General features: G+C 69.2%; 16 protein-coding genes, 1 tRNA gene and 1 pseudogene. 4 read left to right on the top strand and 14 right to left on the bottom strand.

Features of this window, described 5'->3' with window-relative positions; genetic code table 11:
- Window positions 1-305: 305 nt before the first annotated feature.
- Genes pknB through AB7V09_RS10060 form a run of 7 tightly spaced genes read right to left on the bottom strand, consistent with a single transcriptional unit; the run spans window position 306 to window position 9,274 of the window.
- Window positions 306-2,357, bottom strand: coding sequence for a Stk1 family PASTA domain-containing Ser/Thr kinase (gene pknB, locus AB7V09_RS10030; RefSeq protein ID WP_419143654.1), 2,052 nt, complete (start codon window positions 2,355-2,357; stop codon window positions 306-308).
- Window positions 2,354-3,481, bottom strand: a complete 1,128-nt coding sequence (locus AB7V09_RS10035) for a serine/threonine-protein kinase (protein WP_009406845.1) — start codon at window positions 3,479-3,481, stop codon at window positions 2,354-2,356. Before AB7V09_RS10035 ends, pknB begins: the two co-directional genes overlap by 4 nt.
- Window positions 3,478-4,980 (bottom strand): peptidoglycan D,D-transpeptidase FtsI family protein, encoded by a 1,503-nt coding sequence (locus AB7V09_RS10040; protein WP_009406764.1) that lies wholly within the window; start codon window positions 4,978-4,980, stop codon window positions 3,478-3,480. Before AB7V09_RS10040 ends, AB7V09_RS10035 begins: the two co-directional genes overlap by 4 nt.
- Window positions 4,977-6,674: an FtsW/RodA/SpoVE family cell cycle protein gene (locus AB7V09_RS10045; RefSeq protein WP_075414280.1), complete on the bottom strand. Its 1,698-nt coding sequence runs from the start codon at window positions 6,672-6,674 to the stop codon at window positions 4,977-4,979. The genes AB7V09_RS10040 and AB7V09_RS10045 overlap by 4 nt, the downstream gene beginning before the upstream one ends.
- Before the next feature lies 1 nt (window position 6,675).
- On the bottom strand, window positions 6,676-8,097 hold the full coding sequence (locus AB7V09_RS10050) for a PP2C family protein-serine/threonine phosphatase (protein ID WP_075253678.1): 1,422 nt from the start codon (window positions 8,095-8,097) through the stop codon (window positions 6,676-6,678).
- On the bottom strand, window positions 8,094-8,570 hold the full coding sequence (locus tag AB7V09_RS10055) for an FHA domain-containing protein FhaB/FipA (protein ID WP_003788599.1): 477 nt from the start codon (window positions 8,568-8,570) through the stop codon (window positions 8,094-8,096). Before AB7V09_RS10055 ends, AB7V09_RS10050 begins: the two co-directional genes overlap by 4 nt.
- On the bottom strand, window positions 8,567-9,274 hold the full coding sequence (locus AB7V09_RS10060; protein WP_003788601.1) for an FhaA domain-containing protein: 708 nt from the start codon (window positions 9,272-9,274) through the stop codon (window positions 8,567-8,569). The genes AB7V09_RS10055 and AB7V09_RS10060 overlap by 4 nt, the downstream gene beginning before the upstream one ends.
- A 257-nt stretch (window positions 9,275-9,531) precedes the next feature.
- On the opposite strand from AB7V09_RS10060, the gene AB7V09_RS10065 reads away from it, so the two are divergent.
- Window positions 9,532-9,615 (top strand) — tRNA-Leu (locus AB7V09_RS10065).
- Between the two features lie 120 nt (window positions 9,616-9,735).
- Here the strand turns inward: AB7V09_RS10065 and AB7V09_RS10070 are convergent.
- From AB7V09_RS10070 to AB7V09_RS10080, 3 genes are all read right to left on the bottom strand, one after another.
- On the bottom strand, window positions 9,736-10,284 hold the full coding sequence (locus tag AB7V09_RS10070; protein WP_419143655.1) for a VanZ family protein: 549 nt from the start codon (window positions 10,282-10,284) through the stop codon (window positions 9,736-9,738).
- Window positions 10,285-10,372: 88 nt separating this feature from the next.
- Window positions 10,373-10,660 carry a YbdD/YjiX family protein gene (locus tag AB7V09_RS10075; RefSeq protein WP_009406913.1) on the bottom strand — a complete coding sequence of 96 codons (288 nt, stop codon included), beginning with the start codon at window positions 10,658-10,660 and terminating at the stop codon, window positions 10,373-10,375.
- A complete protein-coding gene (locus tag AB7V09_RS10080) occupies window positions 10,657-13,047 on the bottom strand; it encodes a carbon starvation CstA family protein (protein WP_419143656.1) in 2,391 nt (796 codons plus the stop codon). The genes AB7V09_RS10075 and AB7V09_RS10080 overlap by 4 nt, the downstream gene beginning before the upstream one ends.
- Window positions 13,048-13,318: 271 nt before the next feature.
- Between AB7V09_RS10080 and AB7V09_RS10085 the strand changes: the two genes are divergently transcribed.
- The gene (locus tag AB7V09_RS10085) at window positions 13,319-14,902 is read left to right on the top strand and encodes an aspartate:alanine exchanger family transporter (protein ID WP_075414277.1); all 1,584 of its coding nucleotides are present in this window, start codon (window positions 13,319-13,321) and stop codon (window positions 14,900-14,902) included.
- A 241-nt stretch (window positions 14,903-15,143) separates the two neighbouring features.
- Here AB7V09_RS10085 and AB7V09_RS10090 read toward each other — a convergent pair.
- A pseudogene (locus AB7V09_RS10090) lies at window positions 15,144-15,287 on the bottom strand (carboxymuconolactone decarboxylase family protein); the annotation flags it as partial.
- A gap of 29 nt (window positions 15,288-15,316) precedes the next feature.
- Here AB7V09_RS10090 and AB7V09_RS10095 point away from each other — a divergent pair.
- Window positions 15,317-15,625 carry a thiamine-binding protein gene (locus AB7V09_RS10095; RefSeq protein ID WP_003788613.1) on the top strand — a complete coding sequence of 103 codons (309 nt, stop codon included), beginning with the start codon at window positions 15,317-15,319 and terminating at the stop codon, window positions 15,623-15,625.
- Between the two features lie 110 nt (window positions 15,626-15,735).
- On the opposite strand, the gene mtnN is transcribed toward AB7V09_RS10095, so the two are convergent.
- From mtnN to AB7V09_RS10110, 3 genes are all read right to left on the bottom strand, one after another.
- A complete protein-coding gene (mtnN, locus tag AB7V09_RS10100) occupies window positions 15,736-16,479 on the bottom strand; it encodes a 5'-methylthioadenosine/S-adenosylhomocysteine nucleosidase (protein ID WP_419143657.1) in 744 nt (247 codons plus the stop codon).
- 358 nt (window positions 16,480-16,837) lie between these two features.
- A complete protein-coding gene (locus AB7V09_RS10105) occupies window positions 16,838-17,791 on the bottom strand; it encodes a hypothetical protein (RefSeq protein ID WP_009406780.1) in 954 nt (317 codons plus the stop codon).
- Between the two features lie 323 nt (window positions 17,792-18,114).
- Window positions 18,115-18,738: a TetR/AcrR family transcriptional regulator gene (locus AB7V09_RS10110; protein ID WP_419143658.1), complete on the bottom strand. Its 624-nt coding sequence runs from the start codon at window positions 18,736-18,738 to the stop codon at window positions 18,115-18,117.
- 129 nt (window positions 18,739-18,867) lie between these two features.
- Here AB7V09_RS10110 and AB7V09_RS10115 point away from each other — a divergent pair, with 129 nt between their 5' ends.
- Window positions 18,868-21,216 (top strand): MMPL family transporter, encoded by a 2,349-nt coding sequence (locus AB7V09_RS10115; RefSeq protein WP_419143659.1) that lies wholly within the window; start codon window positions 18,868-18,870, stop codon window positions 21,214-21,216.
- Window positions 21,217-21,445: the final 229 nt, after the last annotated feature.

The following is a 21,445-nucleotide window of genomic DNA, read 5'->3' on the forward strand; positions in this document are numbered from 1 at the left end:
ATCGTCTTGAACGGACAGACCCCAACTGAGAAACTCAACGACATCATCAACGGTGCAAACACCACCTGACCCCACCCAGTGACGGACCCCCGGGGTCGGTTACTCCCACGCAAGGAGTGACATGACGACAGCGGGTGCATCCCGACGCGCAGGGCTGGCCGCACCTCCGGGGCTGACGGTGATCGTCACGACACGGCCCCATCGAAAGGACGTGACTGGTGTCCCAGGCCAGGAAAGCCTGGAGCACCAGTCACCTGCTGAGCGACGGGGACACCCCTCGCGCGGCGCCATGGACCGTCAGGCGCTCAGCCCACGCCGCCGTTGTTGGCGCCCCCGCCGCCGGGATTGGGGTTACCCGGCTGCTGTTGATTGTTGTCGTCACCGTCTTTACCGGAGGAGACCGTGAGGTTGACGGTCGTTCCAGCAGGAACCTTAGTGCCGCCCTTTGGATCAGTGCCGATGACCCTACCGGTGTCCACATCCTTGGAGGGCTTGTCGGACTGGACACCGACGTTCAGACCAACCTTCTGCAACTCGGTTGTTGCCTCCTGGACAGTCTTCTTACTGACATCGGGCACCGTCACTGTGCCGTTCGGCGCCTGTGTGGCCGCGCCGCTGGAGAAGCTCACGGTGATCGTGTCTCCCGCGGAGACGCTGGTGCCCGCGGCCGGGTTGGAGGAGACGGCCTTGCCGCGCTCGACCTCCGCAGAGGCCACGTCGTCGCCCTTCTTGAACTGCAGGCCGGCGTCCTCGATGGACTTCTTCGCCGTGGCCTCGTCCTGGCCCGAGACGTCGGGGACGGAGGTGTTCCCGGTGGAGAGCACCAGGTCCACCGTGGTGCCGCGCGCAACGGAGTTCCCCGCCTGTGGGTTGGTGTAGATGACCCGGTCCTTCGCGACCGTGGCGGAGTCCTCCTGGGAGGTGTTTCCGCCCTCGAGCCCGGCCTCCTTGAGGGCCTTGCGGGCGTCCTCCTGAGTCTTGCCGGACAGGTCGGGAACCTTGACCATCGCCGATCCGGTGGAGAAGTGCACGGTGACGGTGGAGCCCGGCTCGACCTTCGTGCCCTTGCCCGGGTCGGAGGAGACGGCCAGTCCCGCACCGACCTCCTCGTTGGCGACCTCGTCCTTGGCGAACTTCAGGCCGGCGTCCTCAATGGTCTTCTTGGCCGATTCCTCGTCCTGACCGGAGGTGTCGGGGACCTCCACCTTGCTGATGGTCGGACTCGGCGTCGGGGTGGGTACGTTGTCGAAGGCCCCCGAGGCCCACCGTCCGGCGACGACGGCCAGCGCCACGAACAGCAGGAACACGAGGACCCAGACCCAGGCGTGGCTCTTGGGCTTCTCCTCGGGCTCTTCGGCCTCCTTGGCCGCCTGCATCGGAGAGGCCCCGGAGGGCACCTGGGCGAAGGAAGAGGTGGGCTGAACCGGTTCGGCAGCCGGTGAGGCCATGACTGAGGTGGCCGGGGACCAGGAGTCAGCGGCCGGCGCGGCCACAGACAGGCCCCGGGCGGCCGCCTGCAGGTCGGCGCGCATGTGGGCGGCGTCCTGATAGCGGTCCTCGCGGCTCTTGGCCAGGGACTTGAGGATCACCCGGTCCAGGGACTCGGGCACATCGGCCGCCAGCGAGGAGGGGCGCTTGGGAATCTCCCGCACGTGCTGGTAGGCGATGGCCACGGCTGAGTCGCCCTGGAAGGGCGGCTGGCCGGTGAGCAGCTCGTAGAGAAGACACCCGGTGGAGTACAGGTCCGAGCGGGCGTCCACGGACTCGCCGCGGGCCTGCTCCGGGGAGAGGTACTGGGCGGTGCCCACCACCGTGTGGGTCTGGGTGACCGTGGAGGCGGAGTCCTCAATGGCCCGCGCAATGCCGAAGTCCATGACCTTCACGGCGCCGGTGGAGGTCAGCATGATGTTTCCGGGCTTGATGTCACGGTGGACGATCCCCACCCGGTGGGAGTACTCCAGGGCGTCCAGGACCCCGGAGACGATCTCCGCGGCCTCCGCGATCGGGACGGCCTCGCCCTCGCTGAGGAGCTCACGCACCGTGTGCCCCTCGATGTACTCCATGACGATGTAGGGGACGGTGCGGCTGGCGCCACCGGGCTGGAGGAGCTCCTCCTCCCCGGAGTCGTAGACGGCGACGACGGCGGGGTGGTTGAGGGCCGCCGCGGACTGGGCCTCCCGGCGGAAGCGGGCCTGGAAGGTGGGGTCGCCGGCGATGTCCGAACGCAGCAGCTTGATGGCTACGACTCGCGACAGGCGAGTGTCGTAGCCGAGGTGCACCTCTGCCATACCACCACGTCCGATGAGGTCGCGGATCTCGTAACGGCCCGCGAGGACCTGGGGGAACTGACTGGTCACAGTACCTCCTTGACAGGGATGCTCAGCATCAAGGCTGGCACGACCTGATGCGCATGGGCAAGCGTACCTGTGCTGTGCAGGGTGATGAGCGAGAGCGCCGGGATGAGGGCCCTGAGCGTCAGCAGGTTGAGGCCGAGGAAGGAGCGTCCCGAGGCGTGCCGGGCGGTGCGCGACGGCGTCGGCTCCTCGGCCGCGTGACGGCCGGGCCGCACGGTGGCGGGCCGGGGCAGCTCGCGGGTCTGCGGGCCGCGGCGGCCAGTGGACTCCCAGCTGAGCGCCTCACGGGGATCCCACGCGTCCGTGGGCAGGTTCACCACCGCCCGGTCCAGGGCGCGGGCCACCTCGCGGGCGGAGTGCGGCCGGTCGGAGGGCTTCTTGGCGAGCAGCTTGAGGATGATGGCCTGGACCTGGGGCGGGACGGCGTCGGGGAGGGCGGGCACCTCCTCGTTGACGTGCGCGAAGGCGATATCGACCTGGGTGGCTCCGCTGAAGGGGCGCCGCCCCACCAGGGCCTCGTAGGCGATGATGCCCAGCCCGTAGAGGTCGCCGGCCGGGGTGGCCATGTTCCCCATGGCCTGCTCGGGGGCGAGATACTGGGCGGTGCCCATCACCATGCCAGAGGCCGTCAGCGGGCGCTGGTTGATGCCGGTGGAGATGCCGAAGTCGGTGAGCTTGGCCAGGCCCTCGCGGTTGATGAGGATGTTGGAGGGCTTGACGTCCCGGTGGACGACGCCGGAGTCGTGGACGACCTGCAGGGCGCGGGCCACCTGCGCCAGGACCGGCAGGATCTCGGCGGGCGACAGGGTCCCCTTCTCGGCGATGATGTCGGACAGGGCGCGCCCCTGGACGAGCTCCATGATGAGCCAGCCGGTCCCGTCCTTCTCCCCGGAGTCCAGGACGACGGCGAGGTTCGGGTGGCGCAGCCCCTTGGAGTTCTTGGCCTCCGCACGCAGGCGGGACAGGAAGATCTCATCACCGGTCAGCTCGGGGCGCAGGATCTTGGCGGCCACGGCTCGACCCGAGCGCAGGTCGGTGGCGCGCCACACCTGGCCCATGCCGCCCAGAGCGATCTGCTCGACCAGCTCGTAGCGGCCCTGGAGCTGGAGCCCGGCAACAGGTTTCACTGGTTCACCGCCGCATCGATGACCTGGGCGGCGACGGGGCCGGCGATCTTGCCGCCGGTGGCGCCGTCCTCGGTCTCCGCATTGCCGTCGAGCACGACGGCCAGGGCGATCTCAGGCTTGTCGATGTCGGTGCCGGCGAAGCCCACGAACCAGGTGGTGGGGCCGCTGTCCGTGCCGGTCTCGGCGGTACCGGTCTTGCCGGCCACCTGGACCCCGGAGACCTGGGCGCTGGTGCCCGTGCCCTCGGCGACGGCGGTCTGCATGAGGGAGGACAGGGAGCTGGCGGTAGCCGAGTCGATCGGGGTGCGGGCCACCTTCGTGGAGGTGGAGCTGACCTCGTTGAGGTCGGGGTCCAGGATGCGCGAGACCAGGTAGGGGGTCATCTGCTCGCCCTTGTTGGCTACGGTGGCGGCCACCATCGCCATCATGAGCGGGGTCGCCTGCACCGAGGCCTGACCGATGCCGGCCATCGCGGTCTGCGCCTGGGAGTCGTTGTGCGGGTAGGTCGACGGCGTGACCTTCAACGGGATGGACAGGTCAGAGTCGAAGCCCCAGTTTTTCGCCTCCTTGGAGAGCTCCTCCTCGCCGACGTTCATGGCCAGCTGCGCGAAAGGAGTGTTGCAGGACTCGGCGAAGGCGTGGGAGAAGGTGGTCCGACCACCGCCGCAGGACTCCCCTCCGTAGTTCTCCAGGGAGTGGCTGGTGCCCGGCAGGGTGATGGTGTCGGGGGCGTCGACCTCCTGATCGGGCTTGATCTTGCCGGTGCGCAGCGCCGCCGCCGTGGTGAGGATCTTGAAGGTCGACCCCGGCGGGTAGCGGTTGCCGGCGATGGCCCGGTTGTCCAGGGGACGGGAGGAGTCCTGGCTGAGGGTCGCATTGGCCTCATTGGCGGCGTTCCCATTGCGGGTCGCGAAGGCCGAGGGGTCGTAGGAGGGGGTGGAGACCAGCGCCAGGATGGCCCCGGTCTTGGGGTCCAGGGCGACGACGGCGCCCTCACGCCCGGCCAGGGCGTCATAGGCGGCCTGCTGGATCTCGGGCTTAATGGTCAGCTCCACGGCCCCGCCCCGCTGGGAGTCACCGGTGATGAGGGTCTTGATCCGGGAGGAGAACAGGGAGGGGTCGTCCCCGTTGAGCACGGAGTTGCCCTCCTTCTCCATGCCGGTCATGGAGGCGAAGGCGGGAGAGAAGTACCCGGTCACCGGAGCGTAGAGCGGTCCGTTGGCGTAGACGCGCTGATAGTCCTCAGATCCCTGGCCGTCGTCGGACTTCTGGGTGCTGGCGATCGTGGTGCCGCCGGCCAGGAGGATCGGGCCCCGCTCGGTGTCGAAGTTGCGGCTGACGGTACGGCGGTTGCGCGGGTCGGAGTTGAGGGCCCCGTTGGCCGACCACGACTCCCACACGGAGGGGCGGGCCAGTCCCTGGACGCTGGTGACGGACAGGGCCAGCGTGGCGAACATGACCAGCACCAGGAAGGCGACCTGACGGATCTGTCGGTTCATGGCAGCTGCCTCCTGTCAGTGTCCTCAGTGAAGCCCGGGGCCCGCGATGAGCGCAGGGTCTCCCCGTCCGGTGCGGTGTGCGGCGGAGGCGGCGCCTCCGGACTGACGGCGACGGCGGGCCGGGCGTCATCCTCCAGGCTGCCGAAGCCGGGTGCGGCCGACGGGGAGGCGTAGCCCCCGGCGTCAGCCGGTGCGCCTCCAGCCGGTGCGTCATCAGCGGCCTGGGCCATCGAGTCCTCGGACCCGGCGTCCTGGACCCGACGGCGCAGGGACAGCGGCAGCTCGGCGGTGTCGATGATCCGCGGTGCGTGGGTGGCCGGCCGCCGGGCGGCGTCGGACAGGCGCAGCAGGAGAGCCAGGATGATCCAGTTGGCGATGAGTGAGGAGCCGCCGTAGGCCAGGAAGGGCAGGGTCAGCCCCGTCAGTGGGATGAGCCGGGTGACACCGCCGATGACCACGAAGATCTGCAGGGCGATGGCGAAGGACAGGCCCACGGCCAGGAGCTTGCCGAAGCCGTCGCGCAGCGAGACGGCGGTGCGCAGTCCCCGCTGGATGAGGACGAGGTAGAGCATGAGCAGGACGAGCGTGCCGGTCAGCCCCAGCTCCTCACCCAGTGAGGCGAAGATGAAGTCGGAGTTGGCGAAGGTGACCAGGGTCGGTGAGCCCTTGCCCCAGCCGGCGCCCATGAGCCCGCCGGTGGACATCCCGAACATGCCCGTCAGCAGCTGCCAGGAACCGCCCGCTGCGTTGTACACGGCATTGTCGGTGGCGTGGAGCCAGCCGTTGATGCGCTGCTGGACGTGGTTGAGGTGCGTGGCCGCGAACCAGGCCGCCGGGAGGAACAGGGCGGCACCGATGAGCAGCCAGGAGGGCCGGTCAGTGGCCACGTACAGGACGACGACGAACAGGCCGAACAGCAGCACCGAGGAACCCAGGTCCTTCTGGAGGACCAGGACGCCGATGCTCACGCCCCACACGATGAACAGGGGGCCCAGGTGCCGGGCGCGCGGCAGGCTCATCCACAGGACCTTGCGGCCCGCCAGGGCCAGGTTGTCCCGGTTGGCCACGAGGTAGGAGGCGAAGAAGACCGCCAGCAGCACCTTGGACAGCTCGGCCGGCTGGAAGCTCATCGGGCCGATCCGGATCCAGATGCGGGCGCCGTTGATGCTCTGGCCGATCCCCGGGATGAAGGGAAGGACGAGGAAGACCAGGCCGGACCACATGGCCCACCGGTCCCAGCGTCGTAGGCGCCGGTAGTCGCGCAGCAGGAGGAGCGTGACGGCGAAGAGGATGACGCCCAGCAGCGTCCAGACCAGCTGCTTGGAGCCCACATAGAACTGCCACTGCTCGTTGACCTCATAGGCCAGGTCCAGGCGCCGGATCATGGCCAGGCCGATCCCGTTGAGCGCCACCGCCGTCGGCAGGAGCACCGGATCGGCCCACGGGGCGGCGTAGCGCACACACAGGTGCATGAGGACGGTCAGGACGAGGAAGGCGATGGCCACGCCCACGGTCTGCGCCGGGGAGGAGCCGGTGCGGTTGAGAGCGGTGAGCACGAAGCCGCCCAGCCCCAGGACCAGGGCGACGCCGAGCAGCGCCGCCTCCGCCCAGCGTCCCGAGTATCGAGCGACGCCGGCGGGCTGGATGGTCGCGACGCCTGCGGGGGCGCCCAGGGGACCGGGAGCAGCAGTCATCTCACCCCTCCTGCCCGGGCTTGGCGGGCTGGGTCGGTGTGGCGGAGGCCGGCGACGGGGTGGAGGAGGACGAGGAGGAGGGCTTGGCCGTGGGGCTCGCGGTGCCCTGCGGGGCGGGGGCCTGCTTGCGGTAGGAGCGGACCGTCTTGTCCACGTAGGTCTCCGCGGCGCTCATCGACGACTGGGTGACGGTGGCCTCCAGGCGCTCACGGATGTTGTGATCGAGGGCCTCGACGGGCAGGTCCGCGTAGGTCTTGACCGAGTGGCTCAGCTTGAGCGGGCCGACGGACTGGGGGATCCCCTGGTAGATGGCGACCTCGCCCTTGTAGGTGGAGACGTAGTAGCGGGTCTGGGTCCAGCGGTAGAACAGGGCGCTGGCGCCGACGAGCGTGGCCAGCAGGACGAGGCTGCCCACGAGGACCCGACGGCGGTGGCGGCGTCGGGCCTTCTCCTGGGTGGCGGCCTCGGCGGCGATGGCCTCGTCGACCTCGGAGGACTCCTTGGCGGAGGCGGCCTCGGGCTTGTCCTCCAGGGTGGCCATGAGGGCTGCGGCCTTGGCGGCGGGGCTGGCGGCCTCGGTGTCCTTGGCCTCGGCCTGCTCGTCACCGGCACGGTGGGCGGCGGCGGCGCGCTCCTGGGCGAGGCGCTCGGTGGCGGCGCTGCCCACCACCTGCGGGACGGTCTGGGGCTCGGGGTCGTCCTTGACGACGTCGAAGACGACGGCGGTCACGTTGTCTGGTCCGCCGGCGCGCAGGGCCAGGTCGATGAGCTGGTCGGCGGCCTGACCGGGGTCGGCGACGCCGGCCAGGACCTCACCGATGGTCTCGGCGGTCACCGGGCCGCTCAGGCCGTCGGAGCACAGCAGCCAGCGGTCACCGGGAACGGCCTCGCGGATCGACTCGTCGAGCTGGACCTCGCCCTCAGTGTCCCCCAGGACGCGCAGGAGGACGGAGCGCTGCGGGTGCTGACGGGCTTGGTCCCGGGTCAGGCGCCCGGTCTCCACGAGGTACTCCACGAAGGTGTGGTCGGTGGTGACCTGGGTGAGGGTGCCGTCACGCAGCATGTAGGCGCGTGAGTCGCCCACGTGGACCATGGCGAGCTTGTTGCCGCTGCGCATGACGCCGATGCAGGTGGTGCCCAGGCCGGCGAGGTCGGGGTCCTGCGAGGACAGGGTGACGAGCTCGGTGTGGGCGGCCTGGACGGCGTCGCGCATGAGGCCCAACAGCTCGCCGGCCTGGTGGGAGTCGGCGTCCAGGGGCATGAGGTGCTCGACGGCGACCGCCGAGGCGATGTCTCCGCCCGCAGGTCCGCCCATCCCGTCGCACAGAAGGCACAGGTGGGGGCCGGCGTAGCCCGAGTCCTGGTTGGACTGGCGGACCAGGCCGACGTCGGAGCGTGCGGCGAAGCGCAGGGAGATGGTCATGAGCGCAGCTCCAGCGTCGTTTGGCCGATTCTGACAGGAATGTTCATGGGGAGCTCCACGGCGCCGTGCACGGGGCGGCCGTCCATCATGGTTCCGTTGGTGGATCCCAGGTCCTCCAGCCACCAGGCGCCGTCCTTGGGGAAGACGCGGGCGTGGCGCGATGAGGCGTAGGAGTCATCGAGGACCAGGGTGCAGGAGGGTGAGCGGCCGATGATGATCGACGAGGGGCTCAGGGGCACGGTCGAGCCGGCCAGGGGGCCCTCGGTGATGACCAGGCGGGTGGCGCTGCGGCGTCGGCCCCTGGGGGGTGGGCCCGAGGGCTGCTCGGAGCCGCCCGCGGAGCGTCGACGTGACGGGCCGGCGACGGGGGAGTCGGCCATATCGCGGCGCATGACGCGCACGATGAGGTACAGGAAGAACCAGAGCAGGACCAGATAGCCCAGCCGTAGGATCGTGAAGGCGAGTGCGCTCAACCGTTGACTCCGCTGTTCTGGGTGCCATCCCAGAACAGGATCTGGGTGCGGCCGATGGTGAGGGTGTTGCCGTCCACGAGCGTGACGGCGTCGACCCGCTGGCCCTCGACGAAGGTGCCGTTGGTGGAGCCCAGGTCGCTGGCGATGGCGTTGCCGTGCGTCAGGCGGATCTCCAGGTGACGGCGGGAGACGCCGGAGTCGTCGACGATGATGTCCGCCTCCGAGCCGCGCCCGATGACGGTGACCGGTCCGGTGAGCAGGTAGCGCTGGCCGTTGATGTCGACGATCGGGTGCGCTGGGGTGGCGGTGGCGGAGGCGGCCGGAGCGGCGGCGCCGCGTCGCGTGGAGGACTCGATCTCGATGGCCGGGGCGTTGGGGTTGTTGTTGACGAGGAAGGAGACCTCGACCGGGCCGACGAAGGAGTAGCCCTGGTCCGCGGCGTGCGAGGTGGCGACCTCCTCCATCTGACGCACCATCTCGTCCTGGCCCCAGGCGGTGATGCGCTCGATGCTCGGCGGGGTGAGGTGGATGCGGAAGATGTTGGGAACCACGGAGCGGTCGCGGGCGAAGGACGCGGCGCGCTTGTCCATGGTCTCGCGGAGCTTCGAGGCGATCTCGATGGGCTCGATGTCGTCCGAGAAACGGGACATGGCGCGGTTCGTGACGTTCTCGACGCCCTTCTCGAACTTGTCCAGGAATCCCATGGACAGTACCTCCCCCAAATATGGTGTGGCGGCCCCCGGGATGGAGCCGGGAGACGGGACTGTCCCGCCTCGCTATGGGCCTGCACGGACCTGCGTGCAGGCCGATACCGTTCCCATCGTAACGGTAGCGAAGCCATCGCAGGGAAGACGGCCCCCTCTGTGTGAGGTAATTGTGTCGTGAGCGGTCTCACGGCCGGATATGGCGGTGAGGATTGGACGCGGGCGGGGATGGCAGGCTAGTCTCATGCTCGCTTCTCGCGCGAGTGGCGGAATTGGTAGACGCGCACGGTTCAGGTCCGTGTGATCTTACGATCATGGGGGTTCGAGTCCCCCCCCGCGCACAGAACGGAAAGGCCCGGGCCACATGGTCCGGGCCTTTCGCTGTCTCCGGTTCCTGGTTGGCCGCCTTGTTCGGGGCCCGCGGCGGGGCGGTGCGGCGTGGCTCCCGTGTGACGGGGGAGTCAGGCGGAGGCGGGGTGCGGGTGCAGGCGGCGCAGGAGGTACCAGGCGGCCAGGGCCCCGATCCAGGCGCCGACGGCGTTCTGACCGACATTGGCCAGCGAGGGGCGCCGTTCCAGCATCGGCAGGAGGCTCTGGAGCACCTCGGCGCTCAGCCCGACCACGCAACCCACCAGCGCCCACATCCACCAGGGGATGTCCCGCCAGCCTACGACCGCGCAGAAGGTGGCCGGTGCCAGCATCACCAGGTTGAGGACGATGTCCTTGCCCTCGGAGCTGAGGAAGCCCGGTCCTATGGTGTCCTTGAGCTCGGCGACCTCACGCCCGGAGGGCCACACCACCGCCACGCAGACGATGGCCAGGAGGATGACCGCCGCGACGCGGGCGATCCGCTCGTAGGAGGCTCGGCCCGGGGGATGAGGCTTGGAGGGCTGGAGGTCCGTGGCGCGGCCGGCCGACGGCGACGCGGCCGACGCCGGTGATGTCCCCCAGGAGGTGTCAGGGGACTCGGCTGACGTCAGTGCGTCGGGCGCGGGCTGCTGGGCGGGCACGCTCACGACGCTACCGCCCGCCCTCCGGGAACCCCGGAAGGCGGGCGGTAACGATCAGAGCACATCAGAGTGCGGGAGCGGCCCCGGCTCAGCAACAGCTGGCGTTGATCTCCGTCTCGGCCTGCTTGGCCCGGGCTCGCCAGAACTCGCGCTCACTCATGGGACCGTGCCCCGAGCCGTGCTCAGAACCGTGGGCGCCCCCGTGTCCGTGGGGGCACTGCGCGTGCTCGCGGGCGTAGCGCTCCAGGTAGCGGTCATAGGCGGACTCCCCGGTCATGTCCCGCCACAGGGTGCGGGCTCGGGTCAGGACCTGGCGGACCCGATGTCGGGCGCTTGCCCGATCCGCCTGCTGCGGCGTCGAAGGAGAAGGTGTCATGACTTCTCCGCGTGGGCCTTGTGCGGGATGAGGGCCGGGTCGCCCACCTGCTCGTACTCCCGGGAGACCTTCTTCATGAGCGAGGAGGCGATCATCGTCTCGGGCGCGTAGAAGTTGGACTCCTGGTACGGGTCCTCCGACGTCGTCGTGTCCCGGTTGCGGAGCGTCTGGACGATACGGATGAGGGCGCAGACCATGACGAAGGCCACCATGACCAGGAAGATGATCGACAGCGTCCCCTGAATCATCGTGTTGCGCACGATCGCCCGGGTCTCCTCGATCTTGGCCGGGTCGGTGAGCGTGCCCAGCTTGGCCACGGCCTCCTGATGCTGCTGGAAGTAGCCCACGAGCGGGTCGCTGGAGAAGATCTTCTGCCACGAGGCCGTGAAGGTGACGGCCGTGTCGAAGACCAGCGGGATCGCGGGGATCCACACCCACTTCGTGTAGCCCTTGCGCACCACCATGACGGTGACCACCAGAAGCGCCACGGCCGCGATGAGCTGGTTGGCGATACCGAACAGCGGGTAGAGCGTCTGGATGCCGCCGCGCGGATCGGTGACACCCATGAGGAGCAGCGCCCCCCAGGAGGCGACGACGACCGCCGTGGTCCCCCAGGCGCCCACGTGCCAGGACGGGTCCTTGAACTTGGGGAAGGCGTTGCCCAGCGCGTCGGAGAGCTGGAAGCGGGCCACGCGGGTGACGGCGTCGACGGCCGAGAGGATGAACAGGGCCTCGAACATGATGGCGAAGTGGTACCAGAAGCCCATCATGGCCCGGCCTCCGCCGATCTGGTGGAGGATGTGGGCGATGCCCACCGACAGGGTGGGGGCGCCGCCGGTGCGCGAGACGACGTTGGGCTCGCCGACGTCGCTGGCCAGGCGCTCCAGGGCCTCGGCACCCGTGTAGGTCTTGGGGTTGCCGTTGTCGTCCCAGGAGTCCCACTTGGGGGTGGGCTTGTGGCCCTGGGCGTCGGTGACACCGAGGTTGCCGACGGCGACCTCGGCGAGCTTCTCGCAGTGGTGCTCGGGGTCGTCGGTGGTCTTGCAGGGGGCCGCGGCCACCGTCTCGGGGCCGGCGAGCTTGTTCATGGTCGCCGTCGAGGTGTTCATGGAGAAGTAGATGCCCGGGCTCAGCGAGACCGCGGCGGCCAGCGCCATGATGGCCACGAAGGACTCCATGAGCATGCCGCCGTAGCCGATCATGCGGACCTGAGTCTCCTTCTCCACCATCTTGGGGCTGGTGCCCGAGGAGACCATGGCGTGCATGCCGGACAGGGCGCCGCAGGCGATGGTGATGAACAGGAAGGGGAAGAGGGTGCCGGCGAAGACCGGGCCCGCGGTGTTGAAGGCGAACTCGGTGACGGCGGACATCTCCACCAGGGGGCGCACGATGATGATGCCCAGGGCCAGGATCGTGATCGTGCCGACCTTCATGAAGGTCGACAGGTAGTCGCGCGGGGTGAGCAGGACCCACACCGGCAGGACCGCGGCCAGGAAGCCGTAGATAATCATGGCCCACACCAGGGTCTTGGGGGACAGGTGCAGGTAGTGGCCGAAGGAGGACTCGGCCACCCAGCGCCCGCCGATGATGACGGCGATGAGCAGGCCGAAGCCGACGAAGGAGACCTGGGTGATCTTGCCGGGCTGGACGAAGCGCAGCCACAGGCCCATTCCGATGGCGATCGGGATGGTCATGCCCACCGAGAAGACTCCCCAGGGGGAGGCGGCCAGGGCGTTGACGCAGACCATGGCCAGGACCGCCAGGACGATCATGAGCATGACGAAGACGACGATGGTCGCCACGATGCCGCCGATCCGGCCGATCTCGTCAGTGGCCATCTGGCCCAGGGAGCGGCCGCCGCGGCGCATGGAGAAGAACAGGACGAGCATGTCCTGGACGGCGCCGGCCACGAGCACGCCGATGATGATCCACAGGGTGCCGGGCAGGTAGCCCATCTGGGCGGCCAGGACCGGGCCGACCAGCGGGCCAGCGCCGGCAATGGCCGCGAAGTGATGGCCGTAGAGGACGACGCGGTGGGTGGGGTCGAAGTCGCGCCCGTTGTTGATGCGCTCGGCCGGGGTGGCGTTGGTGTCGTCGGGGCGCATGATGCGCCGCTGGATGTAAAGGGCGTAGAAGCGGTACCCGATCGCGTAGGTGCACACGGCGGTGACCACGAACCAGATGGTGTTGACGTGCTCGCCGCGCACGACCGCCAGCATCCACCACCCCAGGACGCCCAGGGCAGTGATGGCCACCCATGTGGCGATCCGAGCGGGTGTCCATCGATTGTCAGGACGTATGCCGACGGGGACGCCGTCGGCGTTGCGGATGATCCGCTTCTCCTCCTCCGGTGAGTAGGTCGGCAGAGAGGCTTCTTTCTGGGGCATCGGGATTCCGTTCTCGTCGTCGAGAAAAGGTGTGACGTCATCGTCTGCGGTGACTCTCCCAGGGTATTCCTCCTGGTGGCGGAAAGGAAGCAATCCTGAGTCCGGCGGCGGGGCGTTCGTCCCTCTGCTCCGATATCAGCACCATTTATCCCACCTATTGAATAATGCTTCCGGTGGCTGCTGTGCGGCGTCGCGCATGATGCCGGCGGGCCCGGGTCGGGACCGGTGCGCGGGGTTCGGGGTGCCCGGGGCCTGCGGCTAACCTGGCGTCGTGTCCGTGCTTCATCCCGTTCTCGACGTCCTCGCGCAGGCGCCGATCCTCACCGTCTTCCTCGTCATCGGCCTGGGGACCGCCGTCGGGCAGATCCCGCTGGGGCCGATCCGCTTCGGCGCCGCCGGGGCGCTCTTCGTGGGCCTCGCGGTGGGCGCCCTCGACCCCCGGCTCGGCGCCGACCTCACCCTGCTGCGCAGCCTCGGCCTGGCCCTGTTCTGCTACACCGTGGGACTGGCCGCAGGCAACACCTTCTTCCGTGACCTGCGCAGGCAGCTGCCGCTCATGGCGCTGTGCGTCGTCGCGCTCGTGATCGCCGGTGCGGCGGGCGGCCTCTACTCCCACCTGACCGGGGTGAGCCCCGCCATGGACTCCGGCGCTTACGCGGGGGCCCTGACCTCACCGGTGCTCGACGCCGCCATCGAGGCGGCCGGGACCCAGGAGCCCGCCGTCGGCTACGCCCTGGCCTACCCCGTGGGCGTCGCCGTCGCCATCCTCATCGTGGCCGGGGTCGTGGGGCGCACCTGGCCCGGGCGGCGCGACCCGCGGCCCGCCAGCGCCGACGGCATCACCGCCACCAGCGTCTACCTCCTGCAGCGGGTGGCCCTGGGCGAGATGAAGGCCTTCAAGGAGGGCCGCATCCGTATCTCCTACCTGGAGCGCGACGGTGAGACCCGGGTCGTGGCCCCCGGTGAGGAGCTGCTGCCCGGGGACAAGGTCGTCATCGTCGGGGCGCCGGCCGCCGTCGAGTCCGCCATGCACGACCTGGGCACCGGGCTCCACAACTGCCTGGCCAAGGACCGCACCGCCGTCGACTTCCGGCGCCTGACCGTCTCCTCGACACGGGTGGCCGGGCGCACGATCGCCGAGGTGGACATGCCCGGGCGCTTCCAGGGCGTCATCACCCGCGTCAAGCGCGGTGACCTGGACCTGCTGGCCCGCGAGGACCTCGTCCTGGAGCTCGGCGACCGGGTGCTGGCGGTCGTCCCCAGCGACGAGCTGGAGAAGGCCGCCGACTGGTTCGGCGACTCCGAGCGCTCCATCGCCCAGATCGACGCCTTCTCCGTCGGGGCAGGCATGGCGCTCGGGGTGCTCCTGGGGCTGGTGGCGATCCCGCTGCCCGGTGGCATCACGCTGCGGCTCGGGGTGGCGGCCGGGCCGCTCGTCGTCGGCATGGTCCTGGGGTGGGTGGGGCGCACCGGGCCCTTCGTGTGGGGGCTGCCGCATGCCGCCAACTCCACCATTCGCCAGCTGGGGCTGCTGTTCTTCCTGGCTGCGATCGGGCTGGCCTCGGGGCCGGACTTCGCGGCCTCGGCCTTCTCGATGACGGGACTCAAGGTGGGGGTGCTCGCCGCGCTCATCGTGGTGGTCAATGCGATCGTCCTGCTGGCCGGGGCGCGGTGGGCCGGGGTGTCCGCGCAGCGCGCCTCCGGTGGCCTGGCCGGGCTCGTCGGGCAGCCCGCGATCCTCGCCTTCGCCCTGTCAAAGCGCGATGACGAGCGCATCGAGGCCGGCTACGCGACCCTGTTCGCCTTGGCCATCGTCGTCAAGATCGTCATGGTTCAGGTCCTCGTGGCGCTGTAGGCGCGGATCCTGGTGGTGGGCGGGGGAGTGCCTCCGGGCCGCCGGAGCCGGTCCGAGTGAGCCCTCGATGTCCACATCGGAGACAAAGAAGCCCGCGACCCGATGAGGCCGTCAATAGAACCGCGGAATCATGCGGTTTCTTGGCGGCGGTGTGCACGTGGAGCCCGCCTTTGTCTCCGATGTGGACACGCACGCCTCTTTGGTGACCCGCTGAGGCCGTGCGACGGGGCGGTGCAGACGATCAGTCGGTCGCGTCGCGCCCGGCGAAGACCTCGCGGGCCACGAAGGTGGCGTTGAGCGCCCGCGGGAAACCGGCGTAGACCGAGGCGTGCAGGATCGCCTCGACGATCTCCTCACGGGTCAGCCCCACGTTGAGGGCGGCTCCGGGTGGCGGCACGGGGCTAGCCTGGCCGCATGCTTGTCGCCTTCTCCGTGTCCCCGACCACCACTGACGCCCCTGACGGTTCGGTCTCCGAGGCGGTGGCCCGGGCTGTGCGCGTGGTGCGCGACTCCGGCCTGCCTTATGAGACGACGTCGATGTTCACCACGGTCGAGGGCGAGTGGGATGAGTGCATGGACGTGGTCAAGCGGGCCTGCGAGGCGGTCGCCGAGGTGAGCCCACGCGTGGCGCTCGTCCTCAAGGCCGACATCCGCCCCGGCTGGACCGGCCAGATGACCGCGAAGGTCGAGCGCGTCGAGGCCCGCCTGCGCCAGGCCGACTGAGCGGCGCCCGGCAAATCGACCAAAACTTCATAAACGACGCGGCTCCGGGTCGATTCTGAAGATTCTGTCGAAGTGTGGGTGGGGAGGGAGGCGCGGGCGGCGTCAGCGACTCAGCTGAGCAGGGCCAGGACGACCGCGGCGCTGCGGGCGGCGGCGTCCTCGGCGGCGATGTGGAAGTCCTGGCCCGCCTCGGGGCCGCACAGGTCGGACACGCCGCGCACCGAGACGAAGGGGACGCCGGCGCCCGCCGCCACCTGCGCCAGCGCCGTCGACTCCATGTCTGTGCTCAGTGCCGCGGGGAAGACCTCACGGGTGTCGGCGACGTTCGCGGCCGTCACGAAGGAGTTGCCGGCCAGCATCTGACCGACGCGCAGTCGCGCCGAGCCCGACGACGCCGTGGCGCCGCGCAGGGCCTCCTGGCCCACCTGCTCCAGGCGCTCCAGCAGGGCCGCATCCCCGGCGAAGGTCTCCGGCTGGCCCGGGGTCTGGCCGCGGGCGTAGCCGAAGGCGGTGGCGTCGGCGTCGGTGTAGGCCAGGGTCGCCGAGGCGCACACGTCGCCGACCTCTACCTGGCGGCCGAGCCCGCCGGTGGTTCCCGCCGAGACGACGGCGCTGGGGCGGACCTGAGCCAGGACCGTCGCCAGTGCGCTCGCGGCCGCCACGAGCCCAATGCCGCTGCGCACGACGATGAGCTCGCGCTCGCCGTCGGGAAGCTGGAGGGACCAGGCGCGTGCGGCCCCCGGCAGGGTCGGCGCCTGGGCAGCCGCGCGCTTGGGCAGGGCGTCCAGGAAGGGCTGGGCCTCCTCGGCCATGGCGCAGGAGACGATGACAGGTGCGGCACTGGTGCGACTCACGCGCCGAGCCTACAGGGGCGGCCGAGCCCTGAAAGTGTCCAGAGGGGACGGCTTTGACGGCCGATCGCAGCCACTATCAGGAAGTAACAGGGCGATGACCTGGGCTTTTGTAGACCGCGGTGCGGGTGCCGTGATTCAAAGTCGTCCCAGATGGACAGAATCGCTGCATGGTGACTCTGCCGGTGTCGTTGCTCTGAAGACATGCTGCCGTCATACGTCCGCGGGTCAAGAGCTGGGGCGTCTGGTTCCTGGGCGGGGCAGATGCGGCGGGATGCGCCCGCCAACGATCCAGGTGACGGTTCCCTCCGGTTCATCTGCCGTGCCCGTCGCACTCGGAACCTATGAGGTAAGAGTGCCATCACCCTGCCTGGAGCGGGATGATCGGGGTGATCCCCATGCGCATGGCGATGGGGGCGACAATATCGACCGTGCTGTGCTGGAGGACCTGTCGGCTAGTCAGACGCACTGGAACGTGACTCGCGGTGAGTGCGGCCTGGTCGCGCAGGTGGTCGTGCTCCCAGTCGAGATGGGAGGAATGAAAGGCGTAGCCGTCCGTCTCGATGAGAAGTGCTGGGTGACTGTCTGCTCGAAGCGCCTTGGTGTCGGGCGTGAGACCGGGGATGAGGTCGTGTGGATGAGCTGTCAGCACCAGATCCACCTCTCCAACGCCCGGGACGAACACTGCCGTCGCCGGCCGGTATCCCGCCTCTTCCAGCTCGTAACGAGCGATCGTCTCCAGAAGAGAGCGGGCATCGGGGAGCGACCGCGACACAAGCGTGCGGGAGCGGTGGTTTCGCGGACCCCGTAGGAGGCTCTCAAGCTGAGAACGGGTCGTCAGACCAAGTCGAAGGGCCGCATCGAGCGCGATGAGTGCATCAAGCTCATCCGCACAACGCAGGTAACAGATGAGTGCTGGCTCCACGGGTGCCACCGGTGCCGCATCTGCGGCGGGCAGAATGAGTCCACTCAACCGATGGGTGACGACGCGTCCGATTGCGTCCGGTATGTGACCCTGGTTGCAGGGGATGGCGATATGCAACGTTGTGGGCGCTGATTGCAGCGGTAGGCCGTAGTGCCGCATCGCGTGGGCACAGGTGATGACACCCCTGATGCGTCGGCAGAGGATGAAACGAGGGTCGGCGCCCTTCAGCGCGGCCACGTGGTTCGGGTGAAGAGTGACGAGCCCGTCGGCGGCGGCTCGGGCAACCAGACGACGCTCGGTCCGCGTGCTGCACAGCGTGCTCAGGCGCGCTGCTCCCTGGTAAGCGGCGAGACGCGCCAGCAGTCCCTCGATCCTGGATGACTTATCCATACCTAAATGATGTCAAACATCATCAAAACGCGCCTTGCTGGAGTGGGGGGTTGTGGACTGAGGTGTGTCCGTTTTGTCCAGAGGGGACGGCATTGACGGCCGATCGCAGCCACTATCAGGAAGTAACAGGGCGATGACCTGGGCTTTTGTAGACCGCGGTGCGGGTGCCGTGATTCAAAGTCGTCCCATCTGGACAGATTCGCCGCACGGCAACTCTGTCGAGGCGCTGTAGAGAGCGTGCAGTGGGGGTCGGTGGGGCGGTGGCCTTCTGTCGGGGTGGAATTCTCGCTTCGCCAGGAGGCAAGCTCTGGTGTGGAGCGACGTCAGGCGTCGCCGGTCTGCGTCGGCGTGCTCAGCCCGGTGATGACCGCCTCGATGAGGTCTCGCAGCCTGTCGCAGTCCGTGTTCTCAGTGATCGAGTCCATGAAGAGCAGGCTGACGAGGTCGGCCAGGCTCGCCGTGGGGACGGTGGGGCGGCGCCCCATGCGGGCGAGAACCTTCTCGACCGTTCCGGACAGTCTGGCGGTGAAGTCGGCGCGCGCCGTCCCGGGGATCGTCGGGCTGTCGGGGTTGCGCAGCTGGAAGAGGGAGTACTCGGTGGTCAGCAGGTAGATGGTGCGGGCCTCGGGGCGGATGGCCTCGAGCAGCTCCACGAGCGAGTCCATCGTGGGGGTGCCCTCGAAGGAGTCGATGGCCTGCGTGACCCGTGACAGCAAGGTGTTGGAGCGCATGACGATGGCCTCGGTCAGGATGTCCTGGAGCGAGGAGTAGTTGGAGTAGAAGGCGCCTCGGGTGAAGCCGGCTTTCTTGACGACGTCGTCAATGCGAGTGCTGGCGATGCCCTTGGAGGCGACGATGTCCGCAGCCGCCTCGATGAGGCGGGCGCGGGTGTTCTCCCGCTTGCGCAGCGTGCGCTCGGCGGCGGGCGGGTCGGTGCTCGGTGTCATGAGACCGCCCACCTTACCGGCGCCATAGGGGTGTGAGGAGTCACAACGTCCTGGGTTTCAATACATGAATGTATCCAGTACGTTTGCGTATCGAATTCGATCATCTCTGTACCTTCTGAAAGGTCCGCCATGTCCAACTTCCTCCTATCCCTGGGACGATGGTGCGCTCGTCACGCCACCCGGGTCCTTGCGGCCTGGGCGCTGCTCATCGCTGCCCTCGGCGGTGTCGTCGCCACCACCGGTATCCAGCTCGACGACACCTTCACCATCTCCGGTACCGAGTCGATGCGGGGTCTGGAGGTCCTCACCGGTCGGCTTCCCCAGGCGGCGGGCACCAGCGAGCAGGTCCTCATCACCAGCTCCAACGGCCGCATCGAGAACCACGCCCCGGCGGTCAACGCCTTTGCTCTTCGGGCATCGCAGATCGACGGCGTCGCCACGGTTTCCCCGCCCTTCGGGGACAAGACCGCCGGTGTCGCGTCAACCGTCTCCGCGGACGGTACCCACGTACTCGTCCAGGTGCAGACGGACGCCTCGGTCGGCTCCATCACCACCGGAACCACACCGAAGGCCAAGACCGTCGCCCAGGACCTCGACACCCTCGCCGAGCGCGCCGAGGCCATGGACCCGTCCCTGACAGTCCAGCGCAGCGGCAACATCGACCAGGAGGTGGGGATCGGCATCTCCGCCGTTGAGCTCGTCGGCGTCGCCATCGCCGCGATCGTCCTGCTCATCACCTTCGGCTCCCTCGTGGCCGCGGGTACCCCGCTCATCGCCGCCGCCGTCGGCGTGGGCGTCGGCATGCTCGGCATCCTCGCGACAGCAAGCTTCACCGACATCAACTCCACCACCCCGGTCCTGGCCGTCATGATCGGACTGGCGGTCGGCATCGACTACGCCCTATTCATCGTCTCGCGGGCGCGCGAGTACCTCGCCGACGGTGTCGATCCGGCCGAGGCCGCGGGGCGGGCCACCGCCACCTCCGGAGGGGCCGTCGTCTTCGCCGGCACCACGGTCATCGTGGCCCTGTGCGGTTTGAGCGTGGCCGGCATCAGGTTCCTGACCACGATGGGGCTGGCCTCGGCAGCGGTCGTGGCAGTGGCCGTGCTCGTGGCGCTGACGGTCGTGCCCGCTCTCATCGGCCTCCTCGGTCAGCGCCTGCTCCCGCGGCGTCGTAGGGCCGCCGGCGTCGGCGCGGACGCGGACCGGAGGCCGGCCTCCCGCTGGGTGCGCACGGTGACCCGCCGCCCCTGGGTGACCATCGGCGCCGTCGTCGTCCTTCTGGGACTGTGCGCCGTCCCCGTCAGCGGCCTGCGCCTCGCCCTGACCGACAACGGCTTCGCTGAGAAGGGGTCGCAGCAGCGCGAGACCTACGACGCCGTTGCCGAGGCCTACGGCGAGGGCTACAACTCCCCGATCGTCGTGATCGCTGACATCTCTCAGCCCTCCGGCTCCGTCGCCGCGGTCCAGGGTCTGGCCCGTGACCTCTCCCAGCTCGACGGCGTCGAGGGTGTCTCCCTGGCCACTCCCAACGAGGACGGGACCCTCGCCTTCGTCCAGCTCCGCCCCGAGAAATCGCAGGCCGACCCCTCCACGATGGAGCTCGTGCGCAACATCCGCTCCCACGCCGGTGACTATGAGAGCCGCTATGGGCTCAGCAACGTCATGGTCACCGGTCAGACCGCTGTCGCGATCGACGTCGCCGAGGAGCTCAACGCCGCCCTCATCCCCTTCGGCATCGTGGTGGTGGGCCTCTCGCTCATCCTCCTCATGGTGGTCTTCCGCTCCATCGCCGTTCCCGTGACCGCGACCCTCGGGTACCTGCTGTCTCTGGGCGCGGGCATGGGCGCTGTGGGGGCCGTCTTCGGCTGGGGCTGGGCTGCCGACCTCCTGGCCGTCTCCAAGGTCGGCGCCGTCATCTCCTTCCTGCCGGTCATCGTCATGGGAGTCCTGTTCGGGCTGGCCATGGACTACCAGGTCTTCCTCGTCTCACGCATGCGCGAGGAGTGGACCCGGAGGCGTGGTGACGCGACTGCTGCGACGCCCGAGGCTCGCCGTGAGGTGGCCGTGGCGGCGGTCGAGACCGGATTCCTGGGCAGCGCGAAGGTCGTGGTCGCGGCGGCCGTCATCATGATCGGCGTCTTCATGGCCTTCGTCCACACCGACAACGTGTACGTCAAGCCCATCGCCCTTGGCCTGACCGTCGGGATCGCCGCCGACGCCTTCCTCGTGCGCATGACCCTCATCCCTGCGCTCATGGCGGCGCTGGGAGAGAAGGCCTGGTGGCTGCCGGCATGGCTGGACCGGCTGCTCCCCGTCGTCGACGTCGAGGGGGAGGGCTTGGAGCAGGCACTGGAGCAGGAGGAGGCTGCCGCAGGCGAGTCCGCCCGACCGGTGACGGACAGCTCGGGCGATGAGGCCGAGGATGCTGAGGGCGCCGCGGACGCCGAGGACAGGCAGGCCGCTGTCGTGTCCTGAGCCCGCGCTCGCGGGGTCTGGCGAGGGCGGGTCAGGTGGATTGCCGCCGGCCCGCCCTTGCCGGGGACATTCCGCGCGGCCGGGTGCGTGTCGTTTCGGGCGGGGTCGTTCGACGCCGTCGGGGACAGGAATACGGTCCCCGCACGCGCAGGATGTCCCCGGTGGTGCGGACGTGTCCCCGGACGCGCAGGATGTCCCCGTACGTATCGGGCCAGTCCGTTGCGTCCGC

The organism is Actinomyces sp. SKVG-SVH-4(1) (assembly GCF_048514265.1).
Taxonomy (GTDB): Bacteria; Actinomycetota; Actinomycetes; order Actinomycetales; family Actinomycetaceae; genus Actinomyces; species Actinomyces oris.

Bases quoted from the DNA above. Each gene is read 5' to 3' on its own strand.
- AB7V09_RS10095 (WP_003788613.1), top strand. From the start codon at position 15,317: ATGCTTGTCGCCTTCTCCGTGTCCCCGACCACCACTGACGCCCCTGAC.
- AB7V09_RS10050 (WP_075253678.1), bottom strand. From the start codon at position 8,097: ATGACCATCTCCCTGCGCTTCGCCGCACGCTCCGACGTCGGCCTGGTC.
- AB7V09_RS10045 (WP_075414280.1), bottom strand. From the start codon at position 6,674: ATGACTGCTGCTCCCGGTCCCCTGGGCGCCCCCGCAGGCGTCGCGACC.
- AB7V09_RS10105 (WP_009406780.1), bottom strand. From the start codon at position 17,791: ATGGATAAGTCATCCAGGATCGAGGGACTGCTGGCGCGTCTCGCCGCT.
- AB7V09_RS10115 (WP_419143659.1), top strand. From the start codon at position 18,868: ATGTCCAACTTCCTCCTATCCCTGGGACGATGGTGCGCTCGTCACGCC.
- AB7V09_RS10110 (WP_419143658.1), bottom strand. From the start codon at position 18,738: ATGACACCGAGCACCGACCCGCCCGCCGCCGAGCGCACGCTGCGCAAG.
- AB7V09_RS10075 (WP_009406913.1), bottom strand. From the start codon at position 10,660: ATGACACCTTCTCCTTCGACGCCGCAGCAGGCGGATCGGGCAAGCGCC.
- AB7V09_RS10040 (WP_009406764.1), bottom strand. From the start codon at position 4,980: ATGAACCGACAGATCCGTCAGGTCGCCTTCCTGGTGCTGGTCATGTTC.
- AB7V09_RS10060 (WP_003788601.1), bottom strand. From the start codon at position 9,274: ATGGGATTCCTGGACAAGTTCGAGAAGGGCGTCGAGAACGTCACGAAC.
- AB7V09_RS10080 (WP_419143656.1), bottom strand. From the start codon at position 13,047: ATGCCCCAGAAAGAAGCCTCTCTGCCGACCTACTCACCGGAGGAGGAG.